This window comes from Bradyrhizobium mercantei (assembly GCF_001982635.1).
GTDB classification, from domain to species: Bacteria; Pseudomonadota; Alphaproteobacteria; order Rhizobiales; family Xanthobacteraceae; genus Bradyrhizobium; species Bradyrhizobium mercantei.
Map to the genome: position 1 here is coordinate 560,302 of NZ_MKFI01000006.1, position 15,614 is coordinate 575,915.

Sequence of the window (15,614 nt, forward strand, 5' to 3'; positions counted from 1 at the left end):
CCCCTTTTCAGGGGGAAGGAGAAGGCAAGATGGCGCGCGCGCGATCGCAGAAAGCGCGGGATTCAGGCGTCAGCCTTCTTGGCTTTTTTGGCCTTCTTCTCGCCCTCGTCGTCCTTGTCCTTGCCGGCCTTCTTGTCGTCCTTGCCGTTGTCCTTCCGGCGATTGGTGTAGCGGGCATTGCCGAGCCCGGTTCCGATCGTCAGCACGCCCCAACGCGTGACATCCTGCATGAACGGCACCTCGGCCAGTCCCTGCGCGACGCCATCATTGTGCATCACGATCGCGGTGTCATGATCGCCGATCTGCGGGATCGCCTCGACCAGGCTCGCCGGCAGGTTGAATTTGCTGCTCTCCCAATTGCCGGGCAGGTTCTGCGCGCCCTTTTCGATTCCGCCGTCCTCCTTGATGACGCCGGGACAGGCGATGCCGATGAACGGCGCGAGCTTGAGGTTCTCCTTCTCGGCGGCGGTGATCAGGTCCTTCAGCATCTTCACCAGCCGCTTCACCGCGCCTTCGCGCGTGGGCTCGTCATCGGCATGGCGCCACAGCTCGGATTTCCAGACCGCCGCCTTGGACAGATCCGGCGCCTTCTTCCAGCGCGTCTCGACGATGCCGCAGCGGATATTGGTGCCGCCGATATCGACGGCGAGCACGCCGTCATGCGCCTCGAAGATCCAGGATGGCGCGAGATGCAGCGTGCCGATCAGCCCGGCATCATCGGGATGAAAGCGGATCGGCACCATGTCGACCTTGAAATCCTCCGCCTTCAGGATGATGTCGGTGCGCGCGATCGCGAGCTCGCCGAGCCTGGAGTCGCGGAAGCCGCCGCCGACCACGATGCGCTCGGTCTTCGCCCAGGCCTTGGTGTTGAGGAAGCGCCGCGTCACATAGGCGAGCTCCTGGGCGAATTCCTCGATCGCGCTGTGCACGACCGCGGAGGCCTCGGTGTCGTCGCCGACCAGCATCTCGTCGAGCTTCTTCTTGCTGATCTTGTCCGACGGCTCGTCGCCGAACGGATCCTCGCCGGAATTGCGCAGCGGCTTGCGCCAGCGGTCGAATATCTTGCGGAAGGCGCCCTTGGAGGCGCGATCGCCGAGAAAGCCCTCGTCGTCCTTCAGCTCGATGTTGAAGCTGTCGATGTCGACGGATGGCAGCCGCGCGGCACCGTGGTGCGCGATGCCCGTGGTCAGTCCAGCGTCTTCAGCCATTCGCCCGTGCCTGCCCGCTTGAGGTTCTTCCGGATCAGGCTAACGGCGGGGAACTCAAATGGTTGCGTCCCGCGCGTCGGCGTTCGGCCGGGCGCGGGAGGCAATCTCGCAGGCTTCAGGCAGCCTTCACCCCGTAGCGCGCCGCGGGCGCGCTGCGCGACAGGTTCGGGATCAGCTTCTGGCGGGCGGCCTCATAGGCCTGCCAGTCGGCGGCCTCCGGCAGCGACGGCACCGTGAAGACCTCGCCCTGGTCGAGGCCGGCGAGAGCGGCATCGACCATGTCCTCCGCCTTCATCACGATCTCGCCGGGCAGATGCGCAACCGGCGTGCCGGCGATGTCCCAGAACTCGGTGGCCGTGGCGCCGGGCAGCACCGCCTGGACCCGGACGTTCTTGTCCTTCAGCTCATGCTGCAGCGAATGCGTCAGCGCGAGCACGAAGGCCTTGCTGCCGCCGTAGACGCCGTTCAGCAGTTCCGGCTGGACGCCGACGACCGAGGCGATGTTGACGATGGTGCCGCCGCCGCGCGCGACGAATCCCGGCACCGCCGCATAGGTCAGGCGCATCAGCGCGTCGACATTGAGCGCGATCATGTCGCTCATCTTATCGACATCGGATGCAAGTAGCGGCGCGGTGGCGCCGACGCCGGCATTGTTCACCAGCACGCTGATGCCGGCATTACTGCGAAGGATGGATTCGATCCGCGAGACGTCGGCGCGCTTGCTGAGGTCGGCGGTGACGATCTCGATCGAACGGCCGGTCTCCGCCGCGAGACGCTTGGCGAGCCCATCGAGGCGCTCGCGATTGCGTGCGACGAGGATCAGATCGTAGCCACGCCGTGCGAGCCGGTCCGCATAGATGGCACCGATTCCGGACGACGCACCTGTCACGAGCGCCGTTCCCTTGGCTGACTTGGTCATGTTGGTCTCCTGTTTGACCGTGGACGGCCGGTTTTGGCCGCAAGTCAGGTTTTAGGCTCCCCCTTGCATGTCTCAAATGTCATATATACACCTTTTTAGGACATCATTTGCCGCCGGAGGGTTCCATGCAGGAGATCGGCTTCGTCATCTTCCCGGAATTCCAGGTGATGGGCTTCGCCGCCATCACCGCGTTCGAGGTCGCCAATCTGATCGCGGGTGAGCCGTTCTACGAGGTCACGCTGCTGTCGGAGAATGGCGGCCCGGTGCGCTCATCCGCCGGCTTCAATGTCGAGACCGAAGCCTTCGGCGCGCGCAGCTTCGACACGCTGTTCATCGGCGCCGGCCACGAGCTGCATCCGGCATCGCCGAAACTGACCGAGTACATCCGGCGCGCGATGACGGCATCGCAGCGCATCGCAGCACCCTGCATCGGCGCCTTCTCGCTGGCTGAAGCCGGCCTGCTCGATGGCCGACGCGTCTCCACGCATTGGCAATTCGCCGCCGAATTGCAGGCGCGATTTCCGAGGCTCAAGGTCGAGCAGGACCGCATCTACATCGTCGATGGGCCGATCTGGACCTCGGCCGGCATGACCGCGACGATCGATCTGGCGCTGGCGATGGTCGAGCATGATCTCGGTGTCGAGGTCGCCCGTTCGGTGGCGCGCAAGCTCGTGGTCTATCATCGCCGCACCGGCGGACAGTCGCAGTTTTCCGCGCTGCTCGAGCTCGCGCCGAAATCCGACCGCGTGCAGAACGCGCTCAACTACGCCAAGGCACATCTGCGCAACGAGCTCTCGGTCGAGGAATTGGCCGAGGTGGCACGGCTCAGCCCGCGCCAGTTCAGCCGCGCCTTCCGCGCCGAGACCGGCCAGTCGCCGGCCAAGGCGATCGAGCAGCTCCGGGTCGAGGCCGCGCGCGAACTGATCGGCGACGGCCGCCATTCGATGGACGAAATTGCCGGCGAGACCGGCTTTGCCGATCGCGAGCGGATGCGGCGGGCGTTCCTGCGGGTGCTCGGCCAGCCGCCGCAGACCATCCGCCGGCACGCGCGGGCCGCCGCACAAACCGCGGCCTGAACCGTCAATCGTGGCCAAAATCACGCCAAACCCTTCATCTTTGGCCGGTTTTTGCCCTGCTTTACCTTGACTCTGCATCGTTTGCGGCTATAAGTCCGCCCATCCGGCGCGGGGATTTCTCGCGCCGATTGTTTTTGTGCGAGCCATTTGGGAATTCATTCCCTTTCGCGCAAAACACGCAACCCATAGCGACTGAACAAAAAGCCGACCCGGGCGATCCGTCCGAGGCCGGGATCGAACACGAAGGAATCAAACGATGTTCGCAGTCATCAAAACCGGCGGCCGGCAATACCGTGTCGTTCCGAATGATGTACTCGAGATTGGCAAGATCGCCGGCGATGTCGGCACGATCGTGCAGCTAGGCGAAGTTCTGGTGCTCGGCGGTGATACGCCGGTGCTGGGAACGCCCACCGTGGCAGGCGCCACCGTTGCGGCCGAAGTGCTGCAGCACAAGCGCGGCGCCAAGGTGATCGCGTTCAAGAAGCGTCGCCGCAAGAATTCACGCCGCAAGCGCGGCTATCGCGATGAGCTCACGGTGCTTCGCATCACCGAGATCCTGGCCGATAACGCCAAGCCGACCATCGGCCCGCGGCCGAAGAAGGAAAAGGTCGCAGCTCCCGCCGATGGCGAGGACGCAGCGCCGAAGGCGGCCAAGAAGAAGGCGCCCGCAAAGGCGCCGGCCGCGAAAAAGGCTCCGGCCAAGAAGGCCGCCGCCAAGAGCGAGAAGAAGTGATCGTTACGCTTCCAGATGTGAAGCGTGACAAAACGTGAAATGATTCCGTCAAGGAATTGATCTAGAGATCAAAGCGAAGTCGGAGACGAGCTATGGCTCATAAAAAAGCAGGCGGTTCATCGCGCAACGGACGTGATTCCAAGGGCAAGCGCCTTGGCATCAAGGCGTTCGGTGGCGAGCGTGTGATCCCCGGAAACATCATCGCGCGTCAGCGCGGCACCACCTGGCATCCTGGCCTTAATGTCGGCATGGGCACCGACCATACTCTCTTCGCCAAGGTCGAGGGTCATGTCGAGTTCCGTGCCAAAGCCAACGGCCGCACATTCGTATCGGTTATCCCGATGGCGCAGGCGGCCGAGTAGACGGTGGACACACATGAGTCCGCCGGGTCCTGTTGAACCGGCGGAGCAGCAAAGAGCTCCAAGGGGAGGCGGGATGACCGGCCTCCCCTTTTTGTTGCGCGCGATCCGGTTCGACCGCGCGTGACGTTCCAAGCGTTGCGTATCGATTATCGCATCACAGGAGCTCGACATGTTGCAGGACATCCCGACGCCGACCTTGCGTGAGGCAAGAGCTTGCGTCCTCGAGACCGAACGGCTGACATTGCGCAAGCCGACGCTCGCGGACGTAAAAGCAATCGCACGCCTCGCCAATGATCGCCGCATCGCGGAGAACACCCGCCGCCTGCCGCATCCCTATACCCAGGACGACGCCATCGACTTCGTGCGCGCACTCGGCGCCGGCGGCCGCGAGACCGTATTCCTGATCGAGAACAATCACACGCCGATCGGCATGGTCGGCATCGACTGGCGCGAAGAGAACTCGGCCGAACTCGGCTACTGGCTCGGCGTCGACCATTGGGGCCAGGGTTTCGGCACCGAGGCCGCGCGCGCAGTGATCGATTACTTCTTCGAGGAATTCGACCTCGACCAGCTGATCTCGGGCGCCCGCGTCGTCAATCCGTCGTCGCGCAATATCCTCGAGAAGTGCGGCTTCCAGTGGGGCGGCGTCGAGCTGCACCGCTTCGAGGCGCTGGGCTCGTCGAGCCCGGTCGACTGCTTCCGCCTGTCGCGCAGCGTCTGGGCCTCGCTGAAGAGCTGGAACAACTCGATCCGGCGGGAGAGCTGAGGCTGTCTTCACCCTCCCCTGGAGGGGGAGGGTCGCTGCGCATGCAGCGAAGCGGAATGCGCAGCGGGGTGGGGTGATCTCTCCACTCGGGCACTGTTGGATGAGGAAAGACCTTCACCCCACCCCGTCTCACATTTCGCTGCGCTCAATGTGATCCGACCCTCCCCCTCCAGGGGAGGGTAAGAATCAGGCCGGCGGATTGACCGCGGAGTCCGGACGACCCAGCTGCTGCTCGCGCACGAAGATGTAGAGGCCGGCCGCGATGATGATGGCGGCGCCGATGATGGTGGCCCAGGACGGCACGTCGCCGAACACCACGAAGCCGAAGATCACCGCCCAGACGATCATCGAATACTGATACGGCACCACCACGCTCGCCGGCGCGAGCTTCAGCGAGCGGTTCACGCAGAGCAGCGCCGCGACCGAGATGATGCCGGCGGTGAAGAACAGCACGAGGCTGCCGGCCGATGGCGTCACCCAGCCGAACGGCGACAGCACGAGGCCAAGGATGAAGGTGCCGCCGAATTGCGTCGTCGCCAGCACGATATCCGGCGTCGCGCGCAGCGAGCGCGTGATCAGCATCAGCACCGCAAACGACAGGCTGCCGCCCAGCGCGATCATCGCCGGCCAGCTGATGGTCTGCGCGGATGGCCTGAGCGCAATCAGCACCCCGCAGAAGCCGACCAGGATCGCGGTCCAGCGCCGCCAGCCGATATGCTCGCCGAGCACGAGGCCCGACATCGCGGTGACGAAGATCGGCCCAGCCAGATAATAGGTGATGACGTCGGCGAGCGGCAGATAGACGGTTGCGAGGAAGAACGCCGCGACCTCCAGCGTCGACAGTATGACCCGCAGCAATTGCAGCCACGGCCGCTCCAGATGCAGGAAATCGGCGCGCCGCTGCCACACGATCGGCAGCAGCACCAGCAGCGCCGCGCAGGCGCGCAGCCACAGCAATTGCCCGACCGAATAGGTGGCGACGATGAATTTGCCCATCGCGTCGCCGAACGAGAACATGAAGATCGACAGCAGCATCAAGCCGATGCCGGCGAGCCGCGCCGATCGATCGTCGTAGGAGGACAGTTTTGCGAACAGGCTCATCGTTGTCTTGTTGTCGCCGCCTCTGAGTCGGGCCGGTCGTATCGCCGGTTTTACCGACGTGGCGGTGCAGGACAACCCCGGCGAGGGCATATCGAACCAATTGTCGCAGTGCCGCGGCTGCGCTACGGCTGGGCCCGCCATTCAAGAAACAGAGCAGGAAACGCCGCATGAGCGAATTCGACCCCACCCAGCATCGCATGGTCCCCGCGCAGCGCTGGTTCGAGGATTTCGTGCTCGGCGAGCGCTTCGTGATTCCGAGCCGGACCCAGACCTCGGCGGTATTCGCCGCGTTCCAGACCGCCAGCGGCGACACCCATCCGATCCATTACGACGTCGAATATTGCCGCAGCCGCGGCATGCCGGATTTGCTCGCCCACGGCTTCCAGACCCTGGTGCACACCGCGCCCGGCGCGGGGCTGTTTCCCTATGTCGTCGAGGAGTCGCTGATCGGCTTCCTGGAACAGTCGAGCAAGTTCCTGAAACCGGTCTATGCCGGCGATACCATCTACCCCGCGCTCGAGGTGATCGAGCTGTCGCCGGGCAAGACCACCGGTGTCGTGACGCTGCGCTCGACCGTGCACAACCAGCGCCGCGAGCTGGTGCTGGAGGGGATGCAGAAATTCCTGGTCCGGAGGCGGCCCGCCTAGGAACATGATGAGATGAGGTTGAGCTGGAACGGCGTCGAAGTTCACCTCTCCCTTGGGAGAGGTCGATTTGCGCAGCAAATCGGGTGAGGGGTTACGGTCTATCGAGAGAGCAAGAGCCCTCACCCGGCGCTTCGCGCCGACCTCTCCCCGACGGGGAGAGGTGGGCCGAGACCGCGCCGGGCCGATTCAACCAAAACTCATCCCGCTTTCGCCTGGGCCGCAAAAACGCCCGAAAATTAAGGCTTTTCGCCAAAGTCAGGGCGCTGGCGGGTTGCCGCGAAGGCCGCCCTGCCCTAACTAGAGCGGACCGGTCCTGATCGGATCAGAACCGGTACGCTCCCGACTCTCATTTTGACGCGTTTTCTTCCGGCGAACCGGCGTCCGCTTCGCCCGAAAGCGCTATAGTAGCGGATCATGAAATTCCTCGATGAAGCCAAGGTCTATATTCGCTCGGGCGACGGCGGCAATGGCTGCGTCGCGTTCCGGCGCGAGAAGTTCATCGAGTTCGGCGGTCCGTCCGGCGGCAATGGCGGCCGCGGCGGCGACGTCATCATCGAGTCCGTCGACGGACTGAACACGCTGATCGACTACCGCTACCAGCAGCACTTCAAGGCGCAGAAGGGCGGCAATGGCATGGGCAAGGACCGCCATGGCGCCAACGGCAAGTCGATCGTGCTGAAAGTGCCTGTCGGCACCCAGGTGTTCGACGAGGACCGCGAGACGCTGCTGTACGACTTCACCGAGCTCGGTGAAAAATTCGTGCTGGCGACCGGCGGCAATGGCGGCTTCGGCAATGCGCATTTCAAGTCCTCCACCAACCGCGCCCCGCGCAACGCCAATCCCGGCGCGCCCGGTGAAGAGCGCTGGATCTGGCTGCGGCTGAAGCTGATCGCCGATGCCGGCCTGGTCGGCCTGCCCAATGCCGGCAAATCGACCTTCCTCTCAGTGGTCAGCGCGGCACGGCCGAAGATCGCCGACTATCCGTTCACGACGCTGCATCCGCAGCTCGGCGTGGTGAATTACGGCGGCCGTGAATTCGTGCTCGCCGACATCCCCGGCCTGATCGAAGGCGCGCACGAAGGTGCCGGCCTCGGCGACCGCTTCCTCGGCCATGTCGAGCGCTGCCGCGTGCTGCTGCATCTGGTCGACGCGACCTGCGAGCATGCCGGCAAGGCCTACAAGACGGTGCGCACCGAGCTCGAAGCCTATGCAGGCCAGCTCGCCGACAAGATCGAGATCGTCGCGCTCAACAAGATCGACGCGGTCGCGCCCGACGAGTTGAAGAAGCAGAAGGATCGCCTCAAGCGGGCGGCGAAGAAGACGCCGCTGCTGCTGTCAGGCGCGACCGGCGAAGGCGTGCCGGAGGCGCTGCGCGCGCTGGTCGACGTGATCGGCGAAGCGCCGGTGTCCAACAAGGCCAAGGGCGGTCAGGCGGAGCCGTGGGCGACGCCGGTGCCGCAGGGTTGACGGCAACTCGACCACCCATGCCACCTCGTGGCGCCACTTGCTTCCACTCTCCTGCCAGACCGAACCCATGAAACGCCCCGCGCTCAAGAACTTTCGCCGCATCGTCGTCAAGGTCGGCTCGTCATTGCTGGTCGACTCGCAGGCCGGCGAGGTGCGCGCATCCTGGCTTGCCGCGCTGGTCGAGGACATCGCGAAGCTGCACAAGCGCGGCTGCGAGGTCATGGTGGTGTCGTCGGGATCGATCGCGCTCGGCCGCAGCCGCCTGAAGCTGCCGCGCGGCCCGCTGAAGCTCGAGGAAAGCCAGGCTGCCGCCGCAGTCGGCCAGATCGCGCTGGCGCGGATCTGGTCGGAAGTGCTCGGCCATCACAGCATCGGCGCCGGGCAGATCCTGGTGACGTTGCAGGACACCGAGGAGCGCCGCCGCTATCTCAATGCGCGCTCGACCATCGCGAAGCTTTTGGAATGGGGCGCGGTGCCCGTGATCAACGAGAACGACACCGTCGCCACCACTGAAATTCGTTACGGCGACAATGACCGCCTCGCGGCCCGCGTCGCCACCATGGCGAGCGCGGATCTCTTGATCCTGCTGTCCGATATCGACGGGCTCTACACCGCGCCGCCGGCGGTCGATCCCGACGCCAAGCTGATCCCGGTGGTCGAAAGCATCACCTCGGAGATCGAGGGGATGGCGGGCTCGGCCGGGTCCGAACTGTCGCGGGGCGGCATGACCACCAAGATCGAGGCCGCGAAGATCGCGACCACCGCCGGCACCCACATGCTGATCGCCTCCGGCAAGATCGAGCATCCCTTGCAGGCGATCGCCGACGGCGGCCGCTGCACCTGGTTCCTGACCCCGGCCAATCCCGTCACCGCGCGCAAGCGCTGGATCGCGGGCTCGCTGGAGCCGAAGGGCACGCTGACCATCGATGCCGGCGCGGTCGCCGCGCTGCGCGCCGGCAAGAGCCTGCTGCCGGCCGGCGTGATCCGGGTCGACGGCCAGTTCGCCCGCGGCGACGCCGTGGTGGTGCGCGGCCCGGACACCCATGAGATCGGCCGCGGCCTGGTCGCCTACGACGCCGAGAATGCCGAGAAGATCAAGGGCCGCTCCTCGCCTGATGTGATGACCATCCTGGGCATCAGCGGCCGGTCGGAGATGATCCACCGCGACGACCTTGTAATCGGCCCGGCAGGCGCAATCCCGGCCAAATAGGCTCAAATAGGCCATTGGCCGAGCGGGTCGGCTCGCCGCCCACCTGCCATGCCGGTTCCGCGCCTCGCCACCCCCCAATTGCCATGCTAGAACATGGCCTTATTCCAAAGCTGGGACTTCCATGAGCGCCCCCCTGAAGGCGATCGACGGCAACGCCGATCTCTCCGCCCTGATGACCGACCTCGCCGCCAAGGCGCGCGCCGCTGCGCGCGTGCTGGCGCTGGCGCCGCCGGAGCAGAAGAACCGGGCGCTCACCGCGATCGAACGCGCCATCCGCGCCAACGCGCCGGCGATCCTCGCTGCCAACGCTGAGGACGTCGCAGAAGCGCGCGCGGGCGGCATGACCTCCGCCTTCGTCGACCGCCTGACCCTGACGCAGGCGCGCGTCGACGGCATGGCCGATGGCGTTGCGACCGTGCGCGCAATCATCGATCCGGTCGGCGCCGTCACCGAGAGCTGGCAGCGCCCGAACGGCATGACCATCGAGCGCGTGCGTGTGCCGCTCGGCGTCATCGGCGTGATCTTCGAGAGCCGCCCCAACGTCGCCGCCGACGCCGGCGTGCTGTGCCTGAAGTCGGGCAACGCCGTGATCCTGCGCGGCGGCTCCGACAGCTTCCGCTCCTGCCGCGCGATCCATCAATGCCTGGTGCAGGGCCTGCGCGAAGCCGGACTGCCCGAGGCCGCGATCACCCTGGTGCCGACGCGTGACCGCGCGGCCGTCGGCCTGATGCTGACGGGACTGAACGGCGGCGTCGACGTGATCGTGCCGCGCGGCGGCAAGAGCCTGGTCGCGCGCGTCGAGGCGGAGGCGCGCGTTCCGGTGTTCGCGCATCTCGAGGGCGTCAACCACATTTACGTCGATGCCAGTGCGAAGCTCGACATGGCCAAGTCGGTCGTGCTGAACGCCAAGATGCGTCGTCCCGGTGTCTGCGGCGCCGTCGAGACCCTGCTGATCGATCGCAACGCGGCCGCGACGAAGCTGAAGCCGCTGGTCGAATTGCTGATCGAGGCCGGCTGCGAGGTGCGCGGCGACGACATCGTGCAAGGCGCCGATGCCAGGGTGAAGCCCGCGTCCGACGACGACTGGAACACCGAATACGAGGACGCGATCATCTCGGCGAAGATCGTCGACGGTCTCGATGAAGCGATTGCGCATATACAAAATCACGGCTCGCATCACACCGATGCGATCGTGACGGAGGACGCCGCTGCCGCGCAGAGATTCCTCAACGAGGTCGATTCGGCGATCGTGCTGCACAACGCCTCGACCCAGTTCGCCGACGGCGGCGAGTTCGGCTTCGGCGCGGAGATCGGAATTGCCACCGGCAAATTCCACGCCCGCGGTCCGGTCGGCGCCGAGCAGCTGACGAGCTTCAAATACCGCGTCCACGGCACCGGGCAGACGCGGCCGTGATCATTGTCGCACGCGCACGGTAGACCCTTGCAGCAAGCCTCAACCGTGTCGTTGTCCGCAGCCCAGGCGCTTCCGTTCTATACCAACGGCATGCGCATCGGGCTGCTCGGCGGTTCGTTCAATCCGCCGCACGCCGCGCATCGCGCCATCAGCCTGTTTGCGCTCAAGCGATTGCAACTCGACCGCGTGTGGTGGCTGCTGACGCCGGGCAATCCGCTGAAGAACCATGACGGCCTGCACGCCCTCAACGAGCGCGCCGCCGCTGCGCGCCGCGTCGCCGACGATCCGCGCATCGACATCTCCTGTCTCGAAGCTGTCATCGGCACGCGCTATACCGTAGACACGATCATCCACTTGCGCCGCCGTGTCTCCGGCGTGCACTTCGTCTGGATCATGGGCGCTGACAATCTCGCGCAATTTCATCGCTGGAAAGATTGGCGGCGCATCGCGTCCGATGTGCCGATTGCCGTGATCGACCGACCGCCCCAAAGCTTCCGCGCGCTTGCGGCACCGGCGGCGCAGGCGCTGTCGCGCTATCGCATGCCCGAAAATCAGGCGACACGGCTGGCCGACCAGCAGGCGCCGGCCTGGGTTTTCCTGACAGGAATGAAATCCAATTTGTCTTCGACCGGACTCCGGAACCCGGACGGGAGCTGGAGGACGGCGTGAAGCGCAAAAGGGTTACTGGAATATTGAAACCATTAACCCCACATGCGTAATATGGTGCGTGGGGCCGAGGATTCGGCACCCGCGATACAGTGAAAGGAATGGTCCCTGGCCACATCTGTATTGTCCAAGTCTGTTTTACCCAAGGTTCCAAAGACTGCGCGTAAAACATCGACGAAAACCGCGGCCTTGAAGGCACAGCCGGATGCCGACAAACCGGATGCCAACAAGACGCTGAGCCTGATCCTCTCTCGCCTCGAGGATATGAAGGCGGAAGAGACGGTCACCATCGACCTTCGCGGCAAATCCGCATATTCCGACTACATGATCGTCACCACCGGCCGGGTGAACCGGCACGTTGGCGCGATCGCGGAAAATGTGACGAAGAGCCTCAAGGAAAACGGGGTCAAGAACATCCACGTCGAGGGCTTGCCCAATTGCGACTGGGTGCTGATCGATTCCGGCGAGGTGATCGTGCACGTGTTCAGGCCTGAGGTGCGCGAGTTCTACAATCTCGAACGGTTGTGGACTCAGAACCCGGCGGTCGCGGCGGTCTAAGGGGTATCGAAGCCGATGCGAATCGGCTGCAGCGCAGCTAGGCTGCGTTGATGCGCCTCGTCGTCATCTGCATCGGCCGTCTGAAACAGGGCCCTGAACGGGAGCTCGCGGAGCGTTACCGCGAGCGCTTCGAGGATATCGGCCGCAAGCTCGGCTTTCGCGGCCTCGAGATTCACGAGATTGCGGAAAGCCGTGCGCGCGACACCGCCGCGCGCATCGCCGAGGAAGCTGCGGCAATCTCCGCGCTGCTGCCTGACAAGCACGCGCTGGTCGCGCTCGACGAACGCGGCAAGAGTATCGACAGCGCGAGCTTTGCGCAGCAGCTCGGCCGCTGGCGCGACGAGGGAACAGCACATACTGTCTTCGTGATCGGCGGCGCCGACGGACTTTCGCCTGAATTGCAGCGCAAGGCTTTGTTGCGTATTGCATTCGGCTCCGCGACCTGGCCGCATCAAATGGTCCGCGTCATGCTTCTGGAACAGATTTATCGGGCCGCGACCATTTTGGCCGGCCACCCCTACCATCGCGCGTGACGCGGTGAGGGACAGACAACAGCGCTGAACAGCTCGGATGCAGCACAAGCGGCACAAGCACTCTGATTTCGCGACCGCGCGCCGCCATTGGCTGGCCGCATCGCTGCCATTGTCGATCGCCCTGTTCGCCGCGTATCCGCCGGCAGCCGTGCATGCGCAGGCGGCACCACCAGCGCAACAATCTGCGCCGCCGGCACAGCAGGCCGCCACGGCGGAGACATCGCCCGACGCCATCAAGCAGCGCGAGCAGGAGCTCGAGGCCGCGCGCGAGCAGCAGCGCAAGGCAACCGAGTTGCAGGAGAAGCTGAAGGCCGACATCGCCGCGATCGGCCAGGACCGCAGCAAGCTCAATCAGCAGCTGATCGACATTGCCGGCCAGGTGCGCAGCGTCGAGACCCGGACCGCGGACGCCGAGGCACGGCTGCAACCGCTCGACGGCCGCGAGCGCGAAATTCGCGCCTCGCTCGATTCACGCCGCTCCGAGGTGATCGAGGTGCTGGCCGCGTTGCAGCGCGCCGGGCGGCGCACGCCGCCGGCGCTCTTGGTGCGGCCCGAGGACGCGCTGCAATCGCTGCGCACCGCGATGCTGCTCGGCGCCGTGGTGCCGGAGTTGCGCGTTCGCGCCGAGAAGCTCGCGGCCGATCTCGGCGAACTGGTCGCGCTGCGCAAGACCATCTCGACCGAGCGCGATGCGCTGGCCGCCGACCGCGACAAGCTCAGGGAAGACCAGACCCGGCTCGCGGCGCTGGTCGATGAACGGCAGCGGCAGCAGAGCGCGGCCGAAAAGGACATGGAGGCCGAAGGCGCCCGCGCCATCGCGCTGTCCAAGCAGGCCGACAACCTGCAAAGCCTGATCGCCAAGATGGAGCAGGATCTCAAGAGCGCGGCCAAGGCGGCCGCCACGGCCAGCCTCCAGGGCGCCCCGGCCACGGTTAACGGCAAGCCGAATCTGGGGGCCTTGAAGGACCCGGCCCGGATGAGCCCGGCGGTTGCCTTCGCCTCGGCCAAGGGCCTGTTCTCGTATCCCGTGAATGGCACCAAGATTCGCGAATTTGGCGGTTCCGACGGCGCCGGCGGCGTACAAAAAGGCATTTCTTTGGCGGCCAAACCGGGCGCGCAGGTCACAACCCCGTGTGACGGCTGGGTTGTTTACGCTGGTCCTTTCCGCAGCTATGGACAACTCTTGATCCTCAATGCCGGGGGCGGGTATCATGTCCTGATCGCCGGGATGGAGCGTATTTCGGTAAACATCGGCCAGTTTGTACTTACGGGGGAGCCGGTTGCGACCATGGGGTCGACGTCCCAAGTTGCATCCATTCTCGCGACCAATGCGAGCCAGCCAGTGCTCTATGTCGAGTTCCGGAAAGACGGCACTCCAATCGATCCAGGTCCATGGTGGGCCGCAAATGAAGGCGAAAAGGTTCGCGGATGATGCGCAAGACTTCGGTAATTCTCCTTAGCGCCGCCACCGGCGCGGCCCTGACGCTTTTCGTCACCCAGCCCCGCGCTGTGCTGATGGGATCGAGCGCGCGTGCCGCGACGTCGGACACCTACCGCCAGCTCAATCTATTCGGCGACGTGTTCGAGCGCGTGCGCAGCGACTATGTCGAGAAGCCCGACGATTCCAAGCTGGTCGAATCCGCGATCTCCGGCATGCTGTCCGGCCTCGACCCGCATTCGAGCTACATGGACGCCAAGAGCTTCCGCGACATGCAGGTGCAGACCCGCGGCGAGTTCGGCGGGCTCGGCATCGAGGTCACGATGGAAGACGGCCTGATCAAGGTGGTCTCGCCGATCGACGACACCCCGGCTTCGAAGGCCGGCATCATGGCCAACGACATCATCACCACGCTCGACGACGAGGCGGTGCAGGGCCTGACCCTGAATCAGGCCGTCGAGAAGATGCGCGGTCCGGTCAACACCAAGATCAAGCTCAAGATCATCCGCAAGGGCCAGGACAATCCGATCGACGTCACGCTGGTGCGCGACAACATCCGCGTCCGCTCGGTGCGCGCGCGCGTCGAGGCCGACGACATCGCCTATATCCGCATCACCACCTTCAACGAGCAGACCACCGAAGGCCTGAAGAAGGAGATCGCCAATCTGCAGGGCCAGATCGGCGACAAGCTGAAGGGCTACATCATCGATCTGCGCAACAACCCCGGCGGCCTGCTCGAGGAAGCGGTCACCGTGTCCGACTCGTTCCTGGAGCGTGGCGAGATCGTCTCGACCCGCGGCCGCAATGCCGAGGAAACCCAGCGCCGCGCCGCCCATCCGGGCGACCTGACCAAGGGCAAGCCGGTGATCGTGCTGATCAACGGCGGCTCGGCCTCGGCCTCCGAAATCGTCGCCGGCGCTTTGCAGGACCACAAGCGGGCAACGCTGGTCGGCACCCGCTCGTTCGGCAAGGGCTCGGTGCAGACCATCATCCCGCTCGGCTCGGGCAACGGCGCGCTGCGCCTGACCACCGCGCGCTACTACACGCCATCCGGCAAGTCGATCCAGGCCAAGGGCATCGTGCCCGATATCGAGGTGCTGCAGGACGTGCCGGAAGAGCTGAAGGCGCGTACCGACACCAAGGGCGAGGCTTCGCTGCGCGGCCATCTGAAGAACGACGGCGATGAGAAGACGGGCTCGCAGTCCTACGTTCCGCCGGACGCCAAGGACGACAAGGCGCTGAAGATGGCCGACGACCTGCTGCACGGCATCAAGTCGACCTCGAACGCCACGCCGGCACCGGCCGCTGACAAGGCGCCCGGCGACAAGGCCGCCGCCGACAAGCCGGCCAATAAGTCCGCGAACTAAATCCAATCCGATCGTCCAGGCGAAAGGGCGGCCCTCGGGCCGCCCTTTCTGCTTTCGGATGTCCACCCGTAACCGTGCTTTGACGGGGCGGCCAGTGCGCGGGAATGCACCGCATCGTGCTATCGTTCGCGCTGTTGATTCGGGGAGGG

16 protein-coding genes are annotated in these 15,614 nt (G+C 65.2%); 13 read left to right on the forward strand and 3 right to left on the reverse strand.

The features are described 5' to 3' along the window. Nucleotides 1-62: 62 nt before the first annotated feature. Together BI327_RS29265 and BI327_RS29270 are read right to left on the reverse strand one after the other, a co-directional pair. Nucleotides 63-1,208 (reverse strand): ROK family protein, encoded by a 1,146-nt coding sequence (locus BI327_RS29265; protein ID WP_076864717.1) that lies wholly within the window; start codon nt 1,206-1,208, stop codon nt 63-65. A gap of 115 nt (nt 1,209-1,323) precedes the next feature. Then, on the reverse strand, nt 1,324-2,127 hold the full coding sequence (locus BI327_RS29270; RefSeq protein WP_076864718.1) for an SDR family NAD(P)-dependent oxidoreductase: 804 nt from the start codon (nt 2,125-2,127) through the stop codon (nt 1,324-1,326). Nucleotides 2,128-2,252: 125 nt separating this feature from the next. On the opposite strand from BI327_RS29270, the gene BI327_RS29275 reads away from it, so the two are divergent. The 4 genes from BI327_RS29275 (at nt 2,253) to BI327_RS29290 (ending at nt 5,064) form a co-directional block, all read left to right on the forward strand. Next, nucleotides 2,253-3,203, forward strand: a complete 951-nt coding sequence (locus BI327_RS29275) for a GlxA family transcriptional regulator (protein WP_076864719.1) — start codon at nt 2,253-2,255, stop codon at nt 3,201-3,203. A 256-nt stretch (nt 3,204-3,459) separates the two neighbouring features. Next, nucleotides 3,460-3,936, forward strand: coding sequence for a 50S ribosomal protein L21 (gene rplU, locus BI327_RS29280; RefSeq protein ID WP_050630469.1), 477 nt, complete (start codon nt 3,460-3,462; stop codon nt 3,934-3,936). Between the two features lie 92 nt (nt 3,937-4,028). After that, a complete protein-coding gene (rpmA, locus tag BI327_RS29285; RefSeq protein WP_021080922.1) occupies nt 4,029-4,298 on the forward strand; it encodes a 50S ribosomal protein L27 in 270 nt (89 codons plus the stop codon). A 169-nt stretch (nt 4,299-4,467) separates the two neighbouring features. Continuing rightward, a complete protein-coding gene (locus tag BI327_RS29290; RefSeq protein ID WP_076864720.1) occupies nt 4,468-5,064 on the forward strand; it encodes a GNAT family N-acetyltransferase in 597 nt (198 codons plus the stop codon). A 186-nt stretch (nt 5,065-5,250) separates the two neighbouring features. Here the strand turns inward: BI327_RS29290 and BI327_RS29295 are convergent, their stop codons facing one another. Further along, nucleotides 5,251-6,165, reverse strand: a complete 915-nt coding sequence (locus tag BI327_RS29295; RefSeq protein ID WP_076864721.1) for a DMT family transporter — start codon at nt 6,163-6,165, stop codon at nt 5,251-5,253. Between the two features lie 167 nt (nt 6,166-6,332). Here BI327_RS29295 and BI327_RS29300 point away from each other — a divergent pair, with 167 nt between their 5' ends. The 9 genes from BI327_RS29300 (at nt 6,333) to BI327_RS29340 (ending at nt 15,465) form a co-directional block, all read left to right on the forward strand. Beyond that, the gene (locus BI327_RS29300; protein WP_076864722.1) at nt 6,333-6,812 is read left to right on the forward strand and encodes a MaoC family dehydratase; all 480 of its coding nucleotides are present in this window, start codon (nt 6,333-6,335) and stop codon (nt 6,810-6,812) included. Between the two features lie 414 nt (nt 6,813-7,226). Continuing rightward, entirely contained in the window at nt 7,227-8,279 is a 1,053-nt protein-coding gene (gene obgE, locus BI327_RS29305) for a GTPase ObgE (RefSeq protein ID WP_076864723.1), read from the forward strand. A 67-nt stretch (nt 8,280-8,346) separates the two neighbouring features. After that, the gene (proB, locus tag BI327_RS29310) at nt 8,347-9,489 is read left to right on the forward strand and encodes a glutamate 5-kinase (protein ID WP_076864724.1); all 1,143 of its coding nucleotides are present in this window, start codon (nt 8,347-8,349) and stop codon (nt 9,487-9,489) included. Between the two features lie 121 nt (nt 9,490-9,610). Beyond that, nucleotides 9,611-10,903: a glutamate-5-semialdehyde dehydrogenase gene (locus BI327_RS29315; protein WP_076864725.1), complete on the forward strand. Its 1,293-nt coding sequence runs from the start codon at nt 9,611-9,613 to the stop codon at nt 10,901-10,903. Nucleotides 10,904-10,948: 45 nt separating this feature from the next. Further along, nucleotides 10,949-11,572 (forward strand): nicotinate-nucleotide adenylyltransferase, encoded by a 624-nt coding sequence (locus tag BI327_RS29320; RefSeq protein ID WP_083742263.1) that lies wholly within the window; start codon nt 10,949-10,951, stop codon nt 11,570-11,572. Nucleotides 11,573-11,758: 186 nt separating this feature from the next. Beyond that, nucleotides 11,759-12,127: a ribosome silencing factor gene (rsfS, locus tag BI327_RS29325; protein WP_076864727.1), complete on the forward strand. Its 369-nt coding sequence runs from the start codon at nt 11,759-11,761 to the stop codon at nt 12,125-12,127. A gap of 50 nt (nt 12,128-12,177) precedes the next feature. Then, complete coding sequence (rlmH, locus tag BI327_RS29330; RefSeq protein ID WP_076864728.1) at nt 12,178-12,660, forward strand: 23S rRNA (pseudouridine(1915)-N(3))-methyltransferase RlmH; 483 nt, start codon at nt 12,178-12,180, stop codon at nt 12,658-12,660. A 37-nt stretch (nt 12,661-12,697) separates the two neighbouring features. Continuing rightward, the gene (locus tag BI327_RS29335; RefSeq protein WP_076864729.1) at nt 12,698-14,092 is read left to right on the forward strand and encodes a murein hydrolase activator EnvC family protein; all 1,395 of its coding nucleotides are present in this window, start codon (nt 12,698-12,700) and stop codon (nt 14,090-14,092) included. Then, the gene (locus BI327_RS29340) at nt 14,089-15,465 is read left to right on the forward strand and encodes a S41 family peptidase (protein ID WP_076864730.1); all 1,377 of its coding nucleotides are present in this window, start codon (nt 14,089-14,091) and stop codon (nt 15,463-15,465) included. The genes BI327_RS29335 and BI327_RS29340 overlap by 4 nt, the downstream gene beginning before the upstream one ends. Nucleotides 15,466-15,614: the final 149 nt, after the last annotated feature.

Coding starts and splice junctions, on each gene's coding strand:
- BI327_RS29265 (WP_076864717.1), bottom strand. CDS start 1,208: ATGGCTGAAGACGCTGGACTGACCACGGGCATCGCGCACCACGGTGCC.
- BI327_RS29270 (WP_076864718.1), bottom strand. CDS start 2,127: ATGACCAAGTCAGCCAAGGGAACGGCGCTCGTGACAGGTGCGTCGTCC.
- BI327_RS29275 (WP_076864719.1), top strand. CDS start 2,253: ATGCAGGAGATCGGCTTCGTCATCTTCCCGGAATTCCAGGTGATGGGC.
- rplU (WP_050630469.1), top strand. CDS start 3,460: ATGTTCGCAGTCATCAAAACCGGCGGCCGGCAATACCGTGTCGTTCCG.
- rpmA (WP_021080922.1), top strand. CDS start 4,029: ATGGCTCATAAAAAAGCAGGCGGTTCATCGCGCAACGGACGTGATTCC.
- BI327_RS29290 (WP_076864720.1), top strand. CDS start 4,468: ATGTTGCAGGACATCCCGACGCCGACCTTGCGTGAGGCAAGAGCTTGC.
- BI327_RS29295 (WP_076864721.1), bottom strand. CDS start 6,165: ATGAGCCTGTTCGCAAAACTGTCCTCCTACGACGATCGATCGGCGCGG.
- BI327_RS29300 (WP_076864722.1), top strand. CDS start 6,333: ATGAGCGAATTCGACCCCACCCAGCATCGCATGGTCCCCGCGCAGCGC.
- obgE (WP_076864723.1), top strand. CDS start 7,227: ATGAAATTCCTCGATGAAGCCAAGGTCTATATTCGCTCGGGCGACGGC.
- proB (WP_076864724.1), top strand. CDS start 8,347: ATGAAACGCCCCGCGCTCAAGAACTTTCGCCGCATCGTCGTCAAGGTC.
- BI327_RS29315 (WP_076864725.1), top strand. CDS start 9,611: ATGAGCGCCCCCCTGAAGGCGATCGACGGCAACGCCGATCTCTCCGCC.
- rlmH (WP_076864728.1), top strand. CDS start 12,178: ATGCGCCTCGTCGTCATCTGCATCGGCCGTCTGAAACAGGGCCCTGAA.
- BI327_RS29335 (WP_076864729.1), top strand. CDS start 12,698: ATGCAGCACAAGCGGCACAAGCACTCTGATTTCGCGACCGCGCGCCGC.
- BI327_RS29340 (WP_076864730.1), top strand. CDS start 14,089: ATGATGCGCAAGACTTCGGTAATTCTCCTTAGCGCCGCCACCGGCGCG.